14 protein-coding genes and 1 pseudogene are annotated in these 18,214 nt (G+C 69.4%); 8 read left to right on the forward strand and 7 right to left on the reverse strand.

Annotated features, from left to right (window positions below):
* Positions 1 to 73: 73 nt before the first annotated feature.
* Positions 74 to 1,321, forward strand: coding sequence for an IS256 family transposase (locus B1A86_RS11295; RefSeq protein ID WP_049160619.1), 1,248 nt, complete (start codon positions 74 to 76; stop codon positions 1,319 to 1,321).
* A 99-nt stretch (positions 1,322 to 1,420) separates the two neighbouring features.
* Here the strand turns inward: B1A86_RS11295 and B1A86_RS11300 are convergent, their stop codons facing one another.
* Complete coding sequence (locus tag B1A86_RS11300) at positions 1,421 to 1,870, reverse strand: hypothetical protein (protein WP_073117367.1); 450 nt, start codon at positions 1,868 to 1,870, stop codon at positions 1,421 to 1,423.
* 292 nt (positions 1,871 to 2,162) lie between these two features.
* On the opposite strand from B1A86_RS11300, the gene B1A86_RS11305 reads away from it, so the two are divergent.
* The 3 genes from B1A86_RS11305 (at position 2,163) to glpK (ending at position 6,271) form a co-directional block, all read left to right on the forward strand.
* On the forward strand, positions 2,163 to 3,908 hold the full coding sequence (locus tag B1A86_RS11305) for a glycerol-3-phosphate dehydrogenase/oxidase (protein WP_078026191.1): 1,746 nt from the start codon (positions 2,163 to 2,165) through the stop codon (positions 3,906 to 3,908).
* Between the two features lie 13 nt (positions 3,909 to 3,921).
* Positions 3,922 to 4,644: an MIP/aquaporin family protein gene (locus B1A86_RS11310; RefSeq protein WP_078026192.1), complete on the forward strand. Its 723-nt coding sequence runs from the start codon at positions 3,922 to 3,924 to the stop codon at positions 4,642 to 4,644.
* Between the two features lie 94 nt (positions 4,645 to 4,738).
* Positions 4,739 to 6,271, forward strand: coding sequence for a glycerol kinase GlpK (glpK, locus tag B1A86_RS11315; protein WP_078026193.1), 1,533 nt, complete (start codon positions 4,739 to 4,741; stop codon positions 6,269 to 6,271).
* Positions 6,272 to 6,635: 364 nt separating this feature from the next.
* Here glpK and B1A86_RS11320 read toward each other — a convergent pair whose 3' ends face one another.
* The 4 genes from B1A86_RS11320 to B1A86_RS11335 all read right to left on the reverse strand — a co-directional run bounded on the left by B1A86_RS11320 (position 6,636) and on the right by B1A86_RS11335 (position 11,020).
* The gene (locus B1A86_RS11320; RefSeq protein ID WP_002854328.1) at positions 6,636 to 7,889 is read right to left on the reverse strand and encodes an IS256 family transposase; all 1,254 of its coding nucleotides are present in this window, start codon (positions 7,887 to 7,889) and stop codon (positions 6,636 to 6,638) included.
* 97 nt (positions 7,890 to 7,986) lie between these two features.
* Positions 7,987 to 8,367 (reverse strand): hypothetical protein, encoded by a 381-nt coding sequence (locus tag B1A86_RS11325; RefSeq protein ID WP_246836828.1) that lies wholly within the window; start codon positions 8,365 to 8,367, stop codon positions 7,987 to 7,989.
* 130 nt (positions 8,368 to 8,497) lie between these two features.
* Entirely contained in the window at positions 8,498 to 9,298 is an 801-nt protein-coding gene (locus B1A86_RS11330; protein ID WP_246836829.1) for a GIY-YIG nuclease family protein, read from the reverse strand.
* A gap of 147 nt (positions 9,299 to 9,445) precedes the next feature.
* Positions 9,446 to 11,020 carry an ATP-binding protein gene (locus B1A86_RS11335; protein ID WP_078026196.1) on the reverse strand — a complete coding sequence of 525 codons (1,575 nt, stop codon included), beginning with the start codon at positions 11,018 to 11,020 and terminating at the stop codon, positions 9,446 to 9,448.
* A gap of 100 nt (positions 11,021 to 11,120) precedes the next feature.
* Between B1A86_RS11335 and B1A86_RS11340 the strand changes: the two are divergent.
* Positions 11,121 to 11,414: pseudogene (locus B1A86_RS11340) on the forward strand (long-chain fatty acid--CoA ligase); the annotation flags it as partial.
* A 39-nt stretch (positions 11,415 to 11,453) separates the two neighbouring features.
* Here the strand turns inward: B1A86_RS11340 and B1A86_RS11345 are convergent.
* The gene (locus B1A86_RS11345; RefSeq protein ID WP_138976831.1) at positions 11,454 to 12,521 is read right to left on the reverse strand and encodes a zinc-binding dehydrogenase; all 1,068 of its coding nucleotides are present in this window, start codon (positions 12,519 to 12,521) and stop codon (positions 11,454 to 11,456) included.
* Positions 12,522 to 12,890: 369 nt separating this feature from the next.
* On the opposite strand from B1A86_RS11345, the gene B1A86_RS11350 reads away from it, so the two are divergent.
* From B1A86_RS11350 to B1A86_RS11360, 3 genes are all read left to right on the forward strand, one after another.
* Positions 12,891 to 14,234 (forward strand): IS256-like element ISMlu11 family transposase, encoded by a 1,344-nt coding sequence (locus tag B1A86_RS11350; protein WP_044658726.1) that lies wholly within the window; start codon positions 12,891 to 12,893, stop codon positions 14,232 to 14,234.
* A 90-nt stretch (positions 14,235 to 14,324) separates the two neighbouring features.
* Positions 14,325 to 15,332: an IS481 family transposase gene (locus tag B1A86_RS11355; protein ID WP_138976830.1), complete on the forward strand. Its 1,008-nt coding sequence runs from the start codon at positions 14,325 to 14,327 to the stop codon at positions 15,330 to 15,332.
* 46 nt (positions 15,333 to 15,378) lie between these two features.
* Entirely contained in the window at positions 15,379 to 17,289 is a 1,911-nt protein-coding gene (locus B1A86_RS11360; protein WP_168196739.1) for a DUF262 domain-containing protein, read from the forward strand.
* Here the strand turns inward: B1A86_RS11360 and B1A86_RS11365 are convergent.
* Positions 17,286 to 18,186, reverse strand: a protein-coding gene (locus tag B1A86_RS11365) for an IS5 family transposase (RefSeq protein WP_371705210.1) whose coding sequence is annotated in 2 segments (ribosomal slippage) — positions 17,286 to 18,041 and positions 18,043 to 18,186 — 900 coding nt in all. Because the reading frame shifts where the segments join, the coding sequence is not laid out codon by codon here. The two genes, B1A86_RS11360 and B1A86_RS11365, sit on opposite strands and share 4 nt — an antisense overlap.
* Between the last annotated feature and the right edge of the window lie 28 nt (positions 18,187 to 18,214).

Consider the following 18,214-nt stretch of genomic DNA (forward strand, 5'->3'; position numbering starts at 1 on the left):
CCTTCACGGACGCGGTCACCGTGGGAGCCTTCGAGTGAACCTTCCACAGCACTCTCGAAAGGACATCACCACGATGACCGCTCCACACATTGTCGACCCTGAACGCCTTCTGCGCGAAGCTCTCGGGGAGGCCTCTCCCGATCTGTTGCGCCACCTGCTGCAGACCGTGATCAACGCCCTGCTCTCCGCCGACGCGGACGCGGTCTGCGGCGCCGAGTACGGCAAGCCCTCCGAACATCGGACAGCGCAGCGCAACGGCTACCGCCACCGACCCCTGGACACCCGCGCCGGCACGATCGATGTGGCCATCCCCAAACTCCGGGCCGGCACGTACTTCCCCGAATGGCTGCTCGAGCGCCGCAAACGGGCCGAGTCCGCACTGATCACCGTGGTCGCGGACTGCTACCTGGCCGGGGTCTCGACCCGGCGCATGGACAAGCTCGTACGGCAGCTGGGCATCGACTCGCTCTCGAAGTCCCAGGTCAGCCGGATGGCACAGGAGTTGGACGAGCACATCGAGGCTTTCCGCCACCGGCCTCTGGGCGAGGCCGGCCCGTTCGTGTTCCTCGCCGCCGACGCCCTGACCATGAAGGTGCGTGAGGGCGGGCGTGTGGTCAACGCGGTGGCCATGGTCGCCACCGGGGTCAACGCGGACGGGCGCCGCGAGGTCCTCGGGCTGAGGGTGGCCACCACGGAGTCCGGGGCGGGGTGGAACGAGTTCTTCGCGGACCTGGTGGCCCGGGGGCTGGCCGGGGTGGCACTGGTGACCTCGGACTCCCATCGCGGCCTCGTGGAAGCCGTGGCGGCGAACCTGCCCGGGGCCGTGTGGCAACGCTGCCGCACCCATTACGCGGCGAATCTGATGGCCGTGACCCCGAAGAGCATGTGGCCGGCGGTGAAGGCCATGCTCCACAGCGTGTATGACCAGCCCGACGGGCCGGCCGTGCACGCCCAGTTCGAGCGCCTGTTGGACTACGTGCAGGACAGGTTGCCCGCGGTGGCCGCCCACTTAGACGCCGCTCGACAGGACATCCTCGCGTTCACCTCGTTCCCGAGGGACGTGTGGTGCCAGATCTGGTCGAACAACCCCGCCGAGCGGCTGAACCGGGAGATCCGGCGCCGCACGGACGCGGTAGGGATCTTCCCGAACCGGGATGCCGTGGTGCGCCTGGTCGGGGCCGTGCTGGCCGAGCAGACAGATGAATGGGCCGAAGGCCGCCGGTATCTCGGCCTGGAACTGCTCGCCCGGTGCCGTGAGCCCCTGACCACGGAGCAAGAGACCGTGATGAGCACGGAGGTGATGCCGACCCTGCAGACCTGACAGGTACAAGCCCCCTACAACCTCGAAGACGGTTACACCACTTCCAGGGACTTGACCCCCCATGCAGCTCGAGACCGTGAGGGGGTGGACTCGCGAGGCTCACCAGGTGTGCGGACCGAGGTCCTCGAGGATCTCCAGGTCGAGAAGCCACTCGTCAGGGCGGGGAGTCTCCGGGAGCACCGGCTCGTAGGCGCCGACGTAGACGACCTCCCCCAAGCCGAGGCCGGTGGCCTCCTCCGGCTCAAGGATCGTCAGGTCAGCGTGGCCGGGGACGCGGTCGATCTCGGCGAGCCGCCCCGAGGGCCACACCTCGTGTGCCGCCCTCACCACGGCCCGCACACGACGCAACGGGATCGACCCGGCGGGGCTGCCGTCGTCGTGATGGGTGACGACCCAGCCTGCAGAGGCCAGGGGCCCAGCCTGACTCACTCCCCGGGAGGGCAGCAGGATCAGCTCGTGGACTTCCCCCACGGCGATCGGGTCACCGCAGCATTCCTGTTCCCAGTCCGAGAGCGAGGCGCGGCCGACGGCGCCGACGGTGATATCCATGGTCGGAGTGTAGGGGCGGGGCCTCACCCGAGGGCGCGTGTCACCCGGGGCGCGCCGCCCTCGTTCCAGCGGAACAGGGTGAGGTGCCACAGTCCGGGGACCGTGCGAGACGGGCCACCTCCACGCGCACCGACGTGGCCCTGTGCGAGCGGCTCGGGTTCCGCGAGACCGTACCCGGCGCGTGGGCACCCGCGACCCGGGAGTGACATCATGGACCTCGGCTCGCGCTGATACTGGGTATCGTGAGCCACGCCACTACACTGTGCTTCCACTGATAAAGGAGCAACCCCCCATGCCGACCCTGCGAACCGTCCCCCTCTCCGCCGCCACGCGGGAGGACCACCTCGCCCGCCTCCGGGCCACCAGCCCGGAGGCCCCCCTCGACATCCTGGTCGTGGGCGGCGGCTCCACCGGCGTGGGCGCCGCGTTCGACGCGGCCACCCGCGGCCTCGACGTGGGCATCGTCGAGGCCCGCGACTGGGCCTCCGGGACCTCGTCCCGCTCCTCCCGCCTCATGCACGGTGGCCTGCGCTACCTCGAGATGCTGGACGTCAAGCTGGTGTACGAGGCGCTGCGGGAGCGCGACCTGCTGCTCACCCAGACCGCGCCCCACCTGGTGCGTCCCCTGCGCTTCGTCTTCCCGTTCTTCCACAAGGTGATCGACCGCGGCTTCATCGGCGCCGGCGTCACCATGTACGACGCCATGCAGTCGCTCGGCCGCCGCCGCGCGATGGGCGCGCACCGCCATCTCAGCCGCCGCTCCATGGCCGCGACCTTCCCCTCCCTCGACGACGAGAAGATCGTCGGCGCGGTGGAGTACGCCGACGCCCAGTTCGACGACGCCCGCCTGGCCATGATGCTCGTGCGATCCGCCGTGGACCACGGCGCCGTGGCCGCCAACTACACCGCCGTCACCGGCTACCTGCGCGGCGACGACGGCCGTGTGCAGGGCGTGCGTGTCCGCGAGGAGACCTCCGGCGAGGAGTTCGACGTGCACGCGCGCGCCGTCATCCTGGCCGGGGGCGTGTGGACCCAGGAGCAGCAGGAGCTGGCCGGGGCCGACGGCGGCCTCGAGGTGCTCGCCTCCAAGGGCGCCCACATCACCGTGCCGCGCGACCGCATCCGCGCCGACGCCGCCACCGGCGTGATCACCAAGACGGAGAAGTCCGTGCTGTTCCTCATCCCGTGGGACGAGTACTGGGTGATCGGCACCACGGACACCCCGTGGGCGGAGGACGTGGCCCATCCGGCCACCACCGCGGACGACATCGACTACATCCTCGAGCACGCCAACGCGGTGCTGAAGGAGGACCTCACGCGTGACGACGTGGTCGCCACGTACGCCGGGCTGCGGCCGCTGCTGCAGCCGGTCACCGGGTCCGACGGCGGCTCCACCAAGATCTCCCGTGAGCACACCGTCACCGAGGTGGCCCCCGGCCTCACCGCCGTGGCCGGCGGCAAGTGGACCACGTACCGGGCCATGGCCGAGGACGTCGTGGACTTCGTGGTGCGCGAGACCCACCCGACCCGTCCCAGCCTCACCGAGCGCATCCCCGTGCTCGGCGGCCTCGGCTACTCGGAGATCGAGGCGGAGGCGGACCGCATCGCCGCCGACTACGGCCTGGACGAGGCCCGCGTTGACCGGCTCCTGTTCCGCTACGGCACCGTGCTGCGCCACGTGCTCGACCTGATCGACGCCGACCCGTCCCTGAGCGTCCCTCTCGCCGAGGCGCCGCGCTACCTGCGCGCCGAGATCGTCTACGCGGCCCGAGCCGAGGGCGTCGTCCACCTGGACGACGTCATCGAGCGCCGCACGCGCCTGTCCACCGAGGTCCGCGACCGCGGCGTCGCGGCGGCCGAGGAGATCGCGTCCCTCGTGGCCCCCGAGCTGGGCTGGGATGAAGAGCGCATCGCCGGTGAGATCCGGGCGTACAAGAACCTCGTCGCCGCACGCCTCCGCGGCGAGACCGCCCACGACGACGTCACCGCCGCCGCCGCGCTCGCGGCCGCCGACGCCGACGCCGCCCCCACCCCCTGAAAGGAGCCCGTCCATGGGCACGATCTTCCTGTATGAGATCGCCGGCACGGCGATCCTCCTCCTGCTGGGCGTCGGCGTCGTCGCCAACGTCGTCCTCTCGAAGACCAAGGGCAACGGCGGAGGCTGGCTGCTCATCAGCTTCGGCTGGGGGCTGGGCGTCTTCGCGGGCGTCTACGTCGCTGCCGCGACCGGTGCGCACCTGAACCCCGCCGTGACCGTCGGCCTGCTCGTCAGCGGCGCCGAGGAGTACGCCCCCGGCATCGCCGTGACCCTCGGCACCACGCTCGCGTACTTCGCGGCGCAGCTGATCGGCGCCTTCCTCGGCGCGGCCCTGGCCTGGCTGGCCTACCGCGACCACTACCAGACGGAGACGGACCAGGGTGCGATCCTGGGCACGTTCGCCACAGGTCCCGAGATCCGCAATCCGCTGTGGAACATGGTCACCGAGCTGATCGCCACGTTCGTCCTGGTGTTCGTGGTCCTGCTCTTCGGCTCCACCCCCTCCGGGCTCGGCCCGCTCGCGGTGGCCCTGCTCGTCGTCGCGATCGGCGCGAGCCTGGGCGGCCCCACGGGGTACGCCATCAACCCGGCGCGCGACCTGGGCCCCCGCCTGTTCCACGCCGTCGCGCCGATCCGGCACAAGGGCGGCTCGGACTGGGGCTACGCCTGGGTGCCGATCGTCGGCCCGCTCGTCGGCGCCGTCCTGGCCGGCCTCGCCGCGCCTCTGTTCGTCTGAGCGGTCTGCCCGTCCAACCCCGGCGGGCACGTTCCCCTGCGGGAACGTGCCCGCCACCCCCACACCCCCGTGACCACCTCCGAAGGAGTAGGACATGACCACCCCCCGCTACGTGATGGCCATCGACCAGGGCACCACGTCCACGCGCGCGATCCTCTTCGACCACAGTGGGGCCATCGTGTCCACTGGTCAGCGCGAACACGAGCAGATCTTCCCGCGCGCCGGCTGGGTGGAGCACGACCCGGTGGAGATCTGGACGAACACCCGCGAGGTCATCGGCGAGGCCCTGGCCCGCGCCGAGGTGACCCGACACGACGTCGCCGCCGTGGGCATCACGAACCAGCGTGAGACCACCGTGGTGTGGGACCGCAACACCGGCAAGCCGGTGTACAACGCCATCGTGTGGCAGGACACCCGCACCGACCGCCTCTGCGAGCGCCTGGCCGGCGACGTCGGCGCGGACCGCTACAAGGAGCGCGTCGGGCTGCCCCTGGCCACGTACTTCTCCGGGCCCAAGGTGGCCTGGATTCTGGAGAACGTGGACGGTGCCCGGGAGGCCGCCGAGAACGGCGACCTCATCTTCGGCACCACGGACTCGTGGCTCGTGTGGAATCTCACCGGCGGCGGCGAGGGCGGCCGGCACGTCACCGACGTCACCAACGCCTCCCGCACCATGCTGATGAACCTGGACACCCTCGACTGGAACGAGGAGATCTGCGCGGACATGGGCATCCCGATGTCCATGCTTCCGGAGATCGTCAGCTCCTCCGCCGAGGTGGGCACCGTATCCGGCCAGCAGCTGCTGCGCGAGACGCCGATCACCGGCATCCTGGGCGACCAGCACGCGGCGACCTTCGGCCAGGCGTGCTTCGAGGTCGGCCAGGCCAAGAACACGTACGGCACCGGCAACTTCATGCTGATCAACACCGGCGAGGAGCCGGTGCACTCGGACAACGGCCTGCTCACCACGGTGGCGTACCGCATTGGCGACCAGAAGCCGGTGTACGCGCTGGAGGGCTCGATCGCCGTCACCGGCTCGCTGATCCAGTGGCTGCGGGACAACCTCGGGATGATCGCCAGCGCCCCGGAGGTCGAGACCCTGGCCGCCGGCGTGGAGGACAACGGCGGCGTGTACTTCGTCCCCGCGTTCTCCGGCCTCTTCGCCCCGCACTGGGACGCCGCGGCCCGCGGCGTCATGGTGGGCATGACCCGTTACGTCAACAAGGGGCACATCGCCCGCGCGGCGCTCGAGGCCACCGCCTTCCAGAGCCGCGAGGTCCTGGACGCCATGAACGCGGACTCCGGCGTGGACCTCACCGAACTGAAGGTCGACGGTGGCATGGTCGCCAACGAGCTGCTGATGCAGTTCCAGGCGGACCTGCTGCGCGTGCCCGTCGTGCGCCCCAAGGTCATCGAGACCACCGCTCTCGGCGCCGCCTACGCCGCAGGCCTGGCGGTGGGGTTCTGGGCGTCCCAGGACGAGCTCGTGGCCAACTGGGAAGAGGACAAGCGCTGGGAGCCCACCACGGACGAGGAGGAGGTTGAGCGCACCCTGCGGCTGTGGAAGAAGGCCGTGGAACGCTCCCGCGACTGGGTCGACGAGGACGTCGAGTCGGCCCAGGGCTGAGCCGTCCGGTCCGTAGGTCGGTCCGGCCGGCCCCGTGCGCCCCGGGCCGGTCCGGGCCGGTCCGGGCCCTCCAGAAGGACCCCGAGCAGCACTACCCCCTCGTCGGCCGCCTGCGCGCGGAGCGGGGCGGGGGTCGGTGCCGTTGCCATCGGTGCAGCGGCCAGGCCCGAGGTGCCCGGCTGCTCCGACGTCAAGCTGTCCTCATCCAGGGCGTCCTCTTCCCCCGCCGCTTCCGCCCAAGGCGGCGGTGGACAGGCAGGCGAAGTAGTCCGCATCCACGTTCCGGCTGTCCTTGATGGCGCTCCGCTGTGGAATGGTCAAGCCCCATGAAGTGGTGTAGCGGCTGATTCCTTCGTTGGGGTTGTCAGGCGCTGAACTCGAGGGCGGGCGCGGTGTCGGGGTTCACCTCGCTTCCCGTGTTGCTGACGGTGGTGAGTCGGCAGCGGGCCAGGACCTCCAGGCCGAGGTAGCGACGGCCCTCGGCCCACTCGTCTGTCTGCTCGGCCAGCACCGCGCCCACCAGTCGTACGATGGCCGCCCGGTTGGGGAAGATGCCCGCCGCGTCGGTGCGGCGGCGGATCTCGCGGTTGAGCCGCTCGGCCGGGTTGTTCGACCAGATCTGGGTCCAGACGTCCTTGGGGAATGTGGTGAACGCCAGGATGTCGGCCCGGGCAGCATCGAGGTGCTCGGCCACCACCGGCAGTTTCTCGCTCACGTAGTCCAGCAGCCGGTCGAACTGGGCGTTGACGCTGGCGGCATCGGGCTGGTCGTAGACCGAGTGGAGCATGGCCTTCACCGCCGGCCACATGCTCTTCGGGGTGATGCCCATCAGGTTCGCCGCGTAGTGGGTGCGGCAGCGTTGCCACACCGCACCGGGCAGGTTCGCGGCGATGGCGTCCTTGAGCCCGGGGTGGGCATCAGAGGTGACCAGCCGGACCCCGGCCAGGCCCCGGGCGACCAAGTCGGCGAAGAACTCGTTCCACGCCGCCCCGGTCTCGCTGGTGGCCACCCGCAGGCCCAACACTTCGCGGTGGCCGTCGCCGTTGACCCCGGTGGCGATGAGCACCACCGCGTTGACCACACGCCCGCCCTCACGCACCTTCATCGTCAACGCGTCCGCGGCAACGAACGTGAACGGTCCCGCCTCCCCGAGCGGCCGGTGGCGGAAGGCCTCCACCTGCTCATCGAGGTCCGCGGCCATCCGGGACACCTGGGACTTCGACAGGGCATTGATGCCCAAGGTCTTGACCAGCTTGTCCATCCGCCGGGTAGAGACACCGGCCAGGTAGCAGTCTGCGACCACGGTGATCAGCGCCGATTCGGCCCGCTTGCGCCGCTCGAGCAGCCATTCCGGGAAGTAGGTGCCCGAGCGCAGCTTCGGGATGGCCACGTCCACGGTGCCGACCCGGGTGTCCAGGTCCCGGTGCCGGTACCCATTGCGCTGGGCCGTGCGGTCACGGGAGGGTTTGCCCCATTCGGCGCCGACCACCGCATCGGCGTCAGCGCAGAGCAGGGTGTTGATCATCGTCTGCAGCAGGTGGCGCATCATGTCCGGGGAGGCCTCGGACAGGGCTTCGCCCAGCAGGCCGGCAGGGTCGACAATATGAGGAGCGGTCATCGTGATGACTCCATTCGAGGATTCTGTGAGAGGTTGACTCGAAGGATCACACGGTGGCCGCGTCCACGTCTGGAACGACGTGCCCGACCACCGGGCGCTACACCACTATGCGGGACTCAACTTGTGGAATCTCCTCGGAGATGCTCTCCCCGGCCGCGTTGTTCGCCGAGGCCACCACCATTTCGAAGCCGGCCACCTCAGGCCGGAGTTCGCGCGCCCGTCGTCGCATCCTGCCCTCGCCGGTCCACTCATGGGTGCGTTCGGTGAGGGCGTCGAATGGGTTCTCACACGCCGACAATCGGCGTGCTCGTTCGACGACGTTGGACGCCAGGATGTCCCGGAGCGTTGTCGTCTTGCCGGTTCCGGGGAGGCCGTTCACACCCATCAGACCTGGCCCGCCCGCCTCGACGACGTCGGCCCGCGCGACGACATCAATGCGGGCGGCTTGCAGATGCCCCGTGTGCTCGTGGGCAGTCACATTCGAGGAACTCAGCGATGGCTACAGTGCCGGGATGGCGCGCTTGTCCTCCTCCCCGAGGCTCGGCGGGGGCAATCCATCCCCCCTCCCGTCTGACCTTCGCCCTCTCCCCCAGGACAACGGAGTCCGTTCAGTTCCGGTTCAGCCCGAACCGGCGCGTCATCAGAGCCTCCTTGTAGTGCTTCTCCGCGGCGTCGATCTGGGCTTGCGGGGTATTGGAGCCGAACACGCGCAACAGGCTGAACGTGTACCGCTCCGGTTGGGCGGGGTCGAGCTCAAGGGCATCCCGGAGGGCGACGTTCCCGCCATGCCCGTCACGGGCGTAGGCCTCCCACCGTCCGAGCACACCACGCTCGCCGTCGGCCTTGCCCACGTAGCACTGGCCCGCGGTCTCGTCGGCGATCAGGTAGATCCCGCGTACGGCCTGCAGGGCGGTGCGCCAGCCTGCGTAGCGGGTCTCGGTCACCATTGACTGCAAGCCCCCGTAGCTGAGCAGCACATGGTCGAAGCCGGGGAACGCCTCGGTGGTGGGGTCGGCGATCTCCAGGACGGGGAACCGCGCCGCCAGGGGGCCGCGCTTGGCCCAGTTCACGGGGTCTGCGGACCACTCCACCACCAGGCGCTCCTCGAGGGAGGCCAGCAGCGGCACGGGCGCAACGTCGTAGTACCGGTACCGCTCCGTGCGCTCAGCCACGGCTTCCCCGCGGTTCTCGTACACGGCGGTGAGGCGAGAACGACGCCCGCCCTCCCCCATGAAGATCAGCCAGTGGCGGGCAGGCTCCTTCGGGAACTTCCCCAGGTGGTGCTGCTCCCGCGTGTAAGCGAGCACCCGCTCCGGCGTGGCTGCCGCCCGCGATGGCAGCCCCGACTCCTTGTAGGTGTGGCGGATGGCAAGAACCTCGTGCGGGTCCAGGCCAGCGGCGTCAAGCACCGACCCAAGAGTCAGGACGAACGGCTCGGGAACCGGATCAGAGTGCGGCATAGGACCTCATTCTGCTCATGGGACGGATCCACATCGACAGATTGACACTTCAGACTCACAGTCGACCACCAAGGGGGGCTCTCAAGAGCGGCAGTGTCAGTCTCCCGCCCCTCTGGCCGACACCAGTCGGTACCGGGTGTCCTTGTGGCCCTGACCGCCGGTCATCTCCACCAGCCCGTCGAGCAGCGGCTGGCGGAGCGCGTAGCGGATCTGCCGCGCGGTCAGCATGGTGGCCTCCTCCAGGTCGCGGATGCCCACCGCCTCCCCCGCGGCCAGGGCACCGAGGACGCGCCCCTCGTGGCGGGTGGGCGCGGAGCTGGGCGGCACGGCCGATGACGGCGCATCCGCCTTCACGTCGGGCACCTCCTCCACGGGGGGTGTCCGCGCAACCTCCACGGCAGGCTCCCGCCGACTCGGCCGAGCCCCCTCGGGCCGCGGCCGCCAGAGCAGAGCCTTGAACTGGACGCCCGTGTCGATGAGCTGAGGCCGGCCCAGCCCCCACTGACGAGCGGACCGGAACACCTCGTGGATGCCGCCGCCCTCGCCCTCGATGACGGAGGCGCCGTCCGGCGTCGTGAGCTTCTTGGCGATCTGGTACAGCCGCTGATTGACGGCGGCCTGGGCATGTTCGTCACTTTCGAGCTGGGTGAGTGACACTCCGCGGAGGCCGCCCGGGCTCTGAATGAACAGGGCCCGGTCCGTGAGCCGCACCTGGATGGCCTTGCCCGCGCCGAGGGTGTCGGGGCCGAGGTCGCGGTGCACGAGGGCGTTGCCGAGGAGTTCACGGACGGCGGCGAGCGGGAGCTCGGGGCGGCGCTCGAGCTGACCGTCGGGGCGGTACACGTGCTCGGTCCCGAGGTTCTGGCGCACCCAGGCCATCACCTCGTCGAGCAGCACGGGGACGGGGCCGGTGAAGTCCGTGAGGTTGCGGCTGCGCGCCTGCCCCTCTCCCCCGCGCACCTGGACGGCGGCGGTGACGGTGAGCCCCGGATAGCGGCCCTGCGGGTAGTCGCCGAGGGCGTAGAGGCCGGCCAGGGTGGGCTCCCCGGCGGCGGTGAGGACGTTGGTCTGGCGGAGGATCTCCTGGTGCGTGCGGTCACGGAGGCGGCGGTCCCGCTCGCGCACGGCCGCCACGTAGTCGGTCACGAGCTCGGGGACCAGGTCCTCCTCGCTCATCCCGGTGACGGGCTTGACGTCGTAGTCCACGCGCTCGTCGGCGTGGAGCTTGGCGACCTCCACCATGCGCAGCTCGTGCGCGTGCATCACGTAGTCGCCGTCGGACTGGCGGAGATAGGCCTGCCCTCGCACCGTTGCGGGCCGGTCCGTGAGGCGCAGGGGCACCACGTGGGCGACGAGCACGTCCTTGCCCTCCAGGCGGAAGACCTGGGGCAGGAGGGTCGGACTGGGCGTGACGGCCTCGCGCGCCTGGGCCACGAGCCCCGCCTCCAGCACGGCGACGTCGGGCACGCCCACCACGCGGAACTCGCCGTGCGCCTCGTCGACGCCGCAGACGACGGTTCCACCGTCGGGCATGTTGGCGAAGGCGCAAAGCGTCTCCGGCATGGAAGGGACGCCGCCCGTGGCCCGCTTGACCTCGACCGAGGTGGTGTCGCCACGACGCGCGCGGAGGGCGTCGAGGGTGGCCGTCAGATCATCAGAGGACCAGTTCACAGTGACAACTGTAAGTCATGGTGTCAGTGTCATGGGGTGGCGCTTTCTTCGAGGGCCGCTCAACCTGGACCCCGGCGACGTCGAAAACCTGGACGAGGTGCGCCTCCGCGGCGGCATGAACGTGTACCCGCAGGAGATCGAGGAGGTCCTCTACGAGCACCCGGCGCTGGCGGAGGCCGCCGTGGTGGGCGTGCCGCACCCGGAGCTCGGCGAGGAGGTGGCCGCCTACGTGACGCTGGCGCCCGGCGCGACCGCGACCGAAGAGGAGCTCGTCGCGCACGTGAAGTCCCAAGTGGCGCCGTACAAGTACCCGCGCAGCGTGGTGGCGATGGACGGCCTGCCGAAGACGGCGACCGGGAAGATCCTCAAGCGGGAGCTGAAGGCGGCCAGATGAGCCCGGCCCGGCGCCGTCGGACGCGCCGGGCCCGGCCCCTCAGACCTCCAGCAGCACCTTGATCTCGCGGCGCTCGTCCATGGCCTGGTAGGCCTCGGCGGCGTCGTCGATCGGCCTGCGCGCGGTGAACACGCGGCCGGGCTGGATCTCGCCGGACTGGATGCGCTCGATCAGCTCGGGCAGGAAACGGCGGACGGGGGCGGGGCCGCCCTCGAGGTGGATCTCGCGGCCGAAGAGGTCGGAGCCGTCGAGGGTCTGGTCGTGGGAGACGCCCACGAACCCGACGTACCCGCCGGGGCGCACCGAGGCCAGGGCCTGGTCCATGGAGCCCTGCGTGCCGACGGCCTCGCACACCCCGTGCGCTCCGTAGCCGCCGGTGAGCTCGCGCACCTGGGCGGCGCCCTCCTCGCCGCGCTCGGCGATCACGACGTCGGCGCCGAACTCCCGGGCGAGCGCGGCCCGATCCTCGTGGCGGGAGAACACGATGACCTGCTCCGCGCCGAGGGTCTTGGCGGCCAGGACGGCGCACAGGCCGACGGCGCCGTCGCCGACCACGGCGATGGTCTTGCCGGGGCCGGCCTGCGCGGCGACGGCGGCGTACCAGCCGGTGCCGAGCACGTCCGAGGCGGCGAGGTAGTCGGTCAGGCGGTCCGGGTCCGAGGGCTCACCCCCGGGCACCTTCACGAGGGAGCCGTCGGCGAGCTCGACACGCATGTACTGCGCCTGGCTGCCCGTGTACTCGCCGGCGTTGACGCAGCGGGACTGGTAGCCGGCCTGGCAGATCTCGCACGTGTTGTCCGAGAGCATGAAGGAGCCGATCACGAAGTCGCCGACCTCGAGGGTGGCGACGTCCTCGCCCTTCTCCACGATCGTGCCGACGTACTCGTGGCCCATGCGCCGGTGGTCGACGTCGTTGTGGCCGCGGTAGGGCCACAGGTCCGAGCCGCACACGCACGCGGCGGCCAGCTTCAGGACCACGTCCGTGGGCTGGGCGACGCGCGGAGTGTCCACCTCCTCCACGACGACGTCGCCCGGCGCGCGCATGACGACGGCCTTCATGGTGGCGGGAATCTCGGGGGCGGCGAGGGTGGGGGTCTCGGTGGTCATGGGGTGTCCTCTCGTCAGGTCCAGGGAATGTCGCGGAGAAGTCTCCCCCGCGCCGGGGCACGGGGGCGACGGCTGAGAGGCGGGGCGGGAGTGGGGTGCGAACCCCCGGGGCCACTGCACGGGAGTCTGTGACCGCACCCCTGCCGTCCCGGGATGGACGTGACGTGGGGCTTTCCGATGCGGAGGCTTCCCTCGCCGGCGGGAGAAGAGCATGGCCCAAGGCCGGGGTCGGAGGACCCTGCGACTAGCTGTTGTGGGTCATGAGGTTCTTGCCACGGGGTACGGGCTGAGATGAGACGAGCGGGCCTCTCCGGGCGTGTCAGATGGTCTGTGTAAGCCGTACCGAGAGGAACGGTAAGAATCATGACCATGATCGACGAGAAGAACCCAGGCGAGCCCTCGGGCCAGGACCTGGTCGAGCAGCTGAAAGCCTCAGGGCAGCTTGATGCCCTGTTCGCGCAGATCGACGCGGGCGGCGTCGAGCTCACCGGTGACGGCGGGTTCGTGCCCGCGCTGGTCAAGGCCGCGCTCGAGCGGGGCCTGCAGGCCGAGCTGACCAGCCATCTGGGCTACGAGAAGGGCTCGAGCGAGGCGCTGAAGCACGCCAACTCCCGCAACGGGACCACCCCGAAGACCGTGGAGTCCGAGGTCGGGCCGATCGAGCTGGACGTCCCGCGAGACCGGGGCGGGTCGTTCACCCCGCGCCTGGTGCCCAAGGGCCAGCGGCGCCTCGGGGGCCTGGATGACATGATCATCAGCCTCTATGCCGGCGGAATGACGATCCGGGACATCCAGCACCACCTGGCCTCCACGATCGGCACGGACCTGTCGCACGAGACGATCTCCAACATCACCGACGCCGTGAGCGAAGAGGTCCTGGCGTGGCAGTCGCGGCCGCTGGAGGAGTTCTATCCGGTGATCTATCTCGACGCAATCCGGATCAAGATCCGAGAGAACAGCCAGGTCCTCAACCGTGCCGCCTACATCGCCGTCGGCGTGGACCTCGAGGGCATCAAGCACGTGCTGGGGATCTGGGTCCAGGACACCGAGGGCTCGGCGTTCTGGGCCCACGTCTGCGCCGATCTCGCCAACCGGGGCGTGCAGGACGTGCTGATCGTGTGCTGCGACGGGCTCAAGGGCCTGCCGGAGGCGGTCGAGGCGACGTGGCCGGACTCGATGGTCCAGACCTGCGTGGTTCACCTGATCCGGGCCGCGATGCGGTTCGTGGCCTACCAGGACCGCAAGAAGGTCGCCGCCGCGCTGAAGCCGATCTACACCGCCCCCAACGAAGAGACCGCGAGGAAGGCGCTGGCCGAGTTCGAGGCCTCCGAGCTCGGCACGAAGTACCCGTCTGCAGCCGCGACCTGGGCGAACTCCTGGGAGCGGTTCATCCCGTTCCTGCAGTTCCCACCCATGCTCCGCAAGGTCATCTACACGACCAACAGCATCGAGTCGCTGAACTTCCAGCTACGGAAGGTGACCAAGAACCGCGGCCACTTCCCCTCGACCGAGGCGGCGGTGAAGCTGCTCTGGCTGGCGATCTGCAACATCGAAGACAAACGCGCCGCCGAACGCGCTCGGGACCGGGGCAAACCCGCCGGCCAGCGCAAAGCCCAGGGCCGGCTCGTCGAAGGTCAGGCCGTCACGAACTGGAAGCAGGCCCTCGCCCAGCTCGCCGCGGCCTACCCCGACCGGATCAACCCCTACCTGTGACCACCCCGCTTACACAGACAAGTTGACACGCCCGCCTCTCCCGCAGGATGGAAGTTCCTCAACAACCCACCTGCCCGAAAAGACCCACTCATGACTCACGCTAACGCACCCCTGACCCCGACCGGCCGTCTCAGGATGGTCCACCGCCACCTGCACGACGGGATCCCGCAGGCACACGTGGCCGCCGAGTTCCGGGTGAGCCGGCCCACGGTGGCCACCTGGGTCGCCCGCTACCGCGCCCAGGGAGAAGCCGGCCTTCAGGACCTGCCCAGCCGGCCGCACCGTTCACCTGCCCAGCTCGACCCCGAGGTGGTGGCCCAGATCCAGACCCTGCGCCGGGAGCGCAAGTGGTCAGCCCGCCGCATCCATCACCACCTCGTCTCCGAGGGCCACCGGGTGTGTCTTCGTACCGTGGGACGGTGGCTGCACCGGGCCGGGATCTCCCGCCTACGGGACCTGACCCCGGCCGGAGAAGACCTGCGCCAACGACCCCAGAAGATCACCGCGAGAGGGCCGGGGCACATGGTGCACCTGGACGTGAAGAAGATCGGGCGCATCCCCGAGGGGGGCGGCTGGCGTGCTCACGGCCGGGACTCCGAGAACGCGCGAGCAGCCAAGCGCGGGCCTGGCCGACGGGTCGGCTACACCTACCTGCACTCGGCGATCGACGGGTTCACCCGCCTGGCCTACACCGAGGCGTTGGAGGACGAGAAAGCGGTGACCACGATCGGGTTCTTCTGCCGGGCGCGGGCGTTCTTCGCCGCCCACGGGATCCGGATCGACAGGGTGATCACGGACAACGGCAACAACTACCGGGCCGTGGACTTCACCCGGAAGGTGGTCTCGCTCGGGGGCCGGCACCACCGGATCCGCCCCTACACCCCGCGCCATAACGGGAAGGTGGAGAGGTACAACCGGCTGATGGTGGACGAGGTCCTCTACGCCCGCCCGTACACCTCAGAGCAAGCTCGGCGTGAGGCCCTGGCGGTGTGGGTGAACCACTACAACTACCATCGGCCTCATACCTCCTGCGGAGACGCTCCTCCGGCCTCACTGGCCCCGGCCCGAGTCAACAACGTCATGCCCTCCTACAACTAGCATCACAGACAGCCCCGACCACCTTCCCCGAGAGGATGCGGCCGCCGTGTCGACCTTCCAGACGCCTCAGTACACCATTGTCGAGCTGCTGCAGAAGGCCCGCAGTGGGGAGCTCCAACTGCCCGACTTCCAGCGTCCGTACCGCTGGGACGATGAGCGCATTCGCTCCCTCCTCGTGACCATCCTCCGCGGCCATCCGATGGGGGTAATCATGACTCTCAGGACCGGGGGGCAGAACGTGCGCTTCAAGCCCCGGCCTATCACGGGCGTGCCCGCGGAGGGGCTCAAGGATCCCGAGCTGCTCCTCCTCGATGGTCAGCAGCGCACCACGTCCATGGTCCAGGCGCTCACGGGAGACGGGATTGTCGACACCGAGGACGTCCGCCATCACAAGCTCCGGCGCCGCTATTTCGTCGACGTGGTCAAGGCTTTGGGGGATGTACGGGAGCAGGAGGACGCCGTCGTCTCCCTGCCAGACACCGGGATCGTCACGGAGAACATCGGCCGCGACGTCGTTTTGGACGTGACGACCGAGGAGAAGCAATGGGAACTGGGTCTCATGCCCGTGACCGTGCTGTTCGACAGCGCGGACTGCTTCGCGTGGATGATGAAGTACCAGCAGGCTTTGCCCGAGCGCATGGAGATCACGCAGCGATTCCTCTCCTCCGTGGCCCAGGCCGTCCAGACCTACAAGATCCCTGCCATCGAGCTGGACAAGGACATCTCCAAAGACGCCGTGGCCACCGTGTTCGAGAAGGTCAACACCGGCGGCCTTCGCCTCGATGTCTTCGAGCTGCTCACTGCCACCTTCGCCGGTGACCGCGCGTATTACGAGGAGACCGGCGAGGACTTCCGGTTGGCGGAGGACTGGGCTCTCACGGAGGAGGTGCTCCGCACTTACCCGGTTCTCACGGACATGAAGAGCACGGACTTCCTCATGGCGGTCTCCGTGCTCGCCACGTTGGCGAAGCGACGCGAGGCCCTTGCGGCCGGCAAGACCGGACAGCAGGTCCCCCAGACCAGCGCCCGTCGAGAGGACATCCTCGGCATGAGCCTGGAGGACTATCGCGTCTGGGCACCACGTCTCCGCAAAGCCCTCCCCACCGTGGCTCGCCACCTGCGCGACCTGCACATCCATGACAGCCGCGGAGCCCCCTACAGCTCTCAGGTGGTGTCGCTACTGATCATCACCACGCTCCTGGGGGATCGAGCCGAGGAGCATGCCGTGCGGGCACGGCTCAATCAGTGGTTCTGGTGCGGCGTACTGGGCGAACTCTACGGCTCCACGATCACGACCCAGTTGGCCAAGGATGCGGAACAGATCCCCGAATGGTCGCTGGGCAAGTCCGCAGAGACCCCGGAGGCGATCATTCGTGCGAGCTTCTCAGAGTCTCGTCTCGGATCGCTGCGGACCCGCCTCTCGGCCGCGTACAAGGGCGTCTACGCCCTGATCATGGCGCAGCAACCGCCAGCAAAGGACTGGATGCTGGACCAGACGCTGGACTTCCAGTCCTACGACGACCTCCAGGTGGACATCCACCATGTCTTCCCGCGGAAGTGGTGCGACGAGAACGGGATTGAACCCTGGCGGCGGGAGAGCATCATCAACAAGACCCCCCTTGCCAAGAAGACCAACATCCGCCTTCGGGGCGACTCTCCGGCGGTATACACGGAGCGACTCGACGACAAGGGCCTGACGCCCCAGCAGGTAGACGCCCAGATCTCGACCCACGCGATCGACCCGGCTCTCCTCCGCGCCGGAGACTTCGACGCGTTCTTTAACGACCGGCGCCGACGCCTCGTCTCCATGATCGAAAACGCCATGTGCAAGCCCGTGGTGCGCGACTGGGAGGTGGATTCGGAAAGTACTGACGCCCCGGAAAATTTCAACGACCCAGCGGAGATGGAAGCCGATGAGCCCGCGGGTGACGAGGAGGCGGCGAACGTGGCCGACTAGGGCGTGTCTGACAATAGTTTCGACCACGCGGTCACCGCGTTCAAGAGAACGGCAGCCCGGTAGACGGTCGCGTACTTGTCATACCGTGTCGCCAAGCGCCGCCACTGCTTCAGGTGCGCGTACTGGCGCTCGATGACGTTGCGGCCCTTGTAGGCGGCCGCGTCCGGGCCCACGGGCCTACCACCGCGGGGGCCGCTGCGTTTGCGGTGGCCTCGCGGGTCGGCCGGCTCAGGGATGACCGCCTTGATCCGGCGGGCACGCAGATGGGCGCGGACCGGCTGGGAGGAGTAGGCCTTGTCACCCAGCACGGCCTCAGGGCGGGTCCGGGTCCGCCCTACCGGCCGTGCCACACGCAGCTGTTCCAGAAGAGGAAGCAGCATGGGCGAGTCTCCTGCTTGGCCGGGGGTGATCAGGTTGACCAGCGGCATCCCGGCGCCATCGACGAGCTGATGGATCTTCGTGCTCAACCCGCCACGAGAGCGCCCGACCCCGTGATTGGCCGGCTCCTCACGCAGATTCGTGTCACTCGATCTATCCCCCTGTGTGCCGGTGGTGTTCGTGGCGTGCTGGTGAGCGCGGGCGATCGTGGAGTCCACCGACACCGACCAGTCCACCAAGCCCTGCGCGTCAGTGGCGGCGGTTAGCTTTGTCAGCACCGTGTCCCAGGTGCCCTCGGCCGCCATCCGGCGGTGCCAGGTCCACACGGTCTGCCAGGGCCCGTAGACCTCGGGCAGGTCCCTCCAGGGAATCGAAGCACCGGTACCGGTACCGGTAGATGATCGCCTCGACCATCGTGCGGGCATCGGTGAACGGCCTGCCGGCGCGGCCGGTCCGGGTCGGGAGCCTCGGGGTGATCAGCTCCCACTGGGCGCGGGAGAGCATCTGGAACCGGGACATGCCGTCCAGGGTGTCAGCTGACCCTTGG

Source organism: Micrococcus sp. KBS0714 (assembly GCF_002008305.4).
GTDB lineage: Bacteria > Actinomycetota > Actinomycetes > Actinomycetales > Micrococcaceae > Micrococcus > Micrococcus luteus.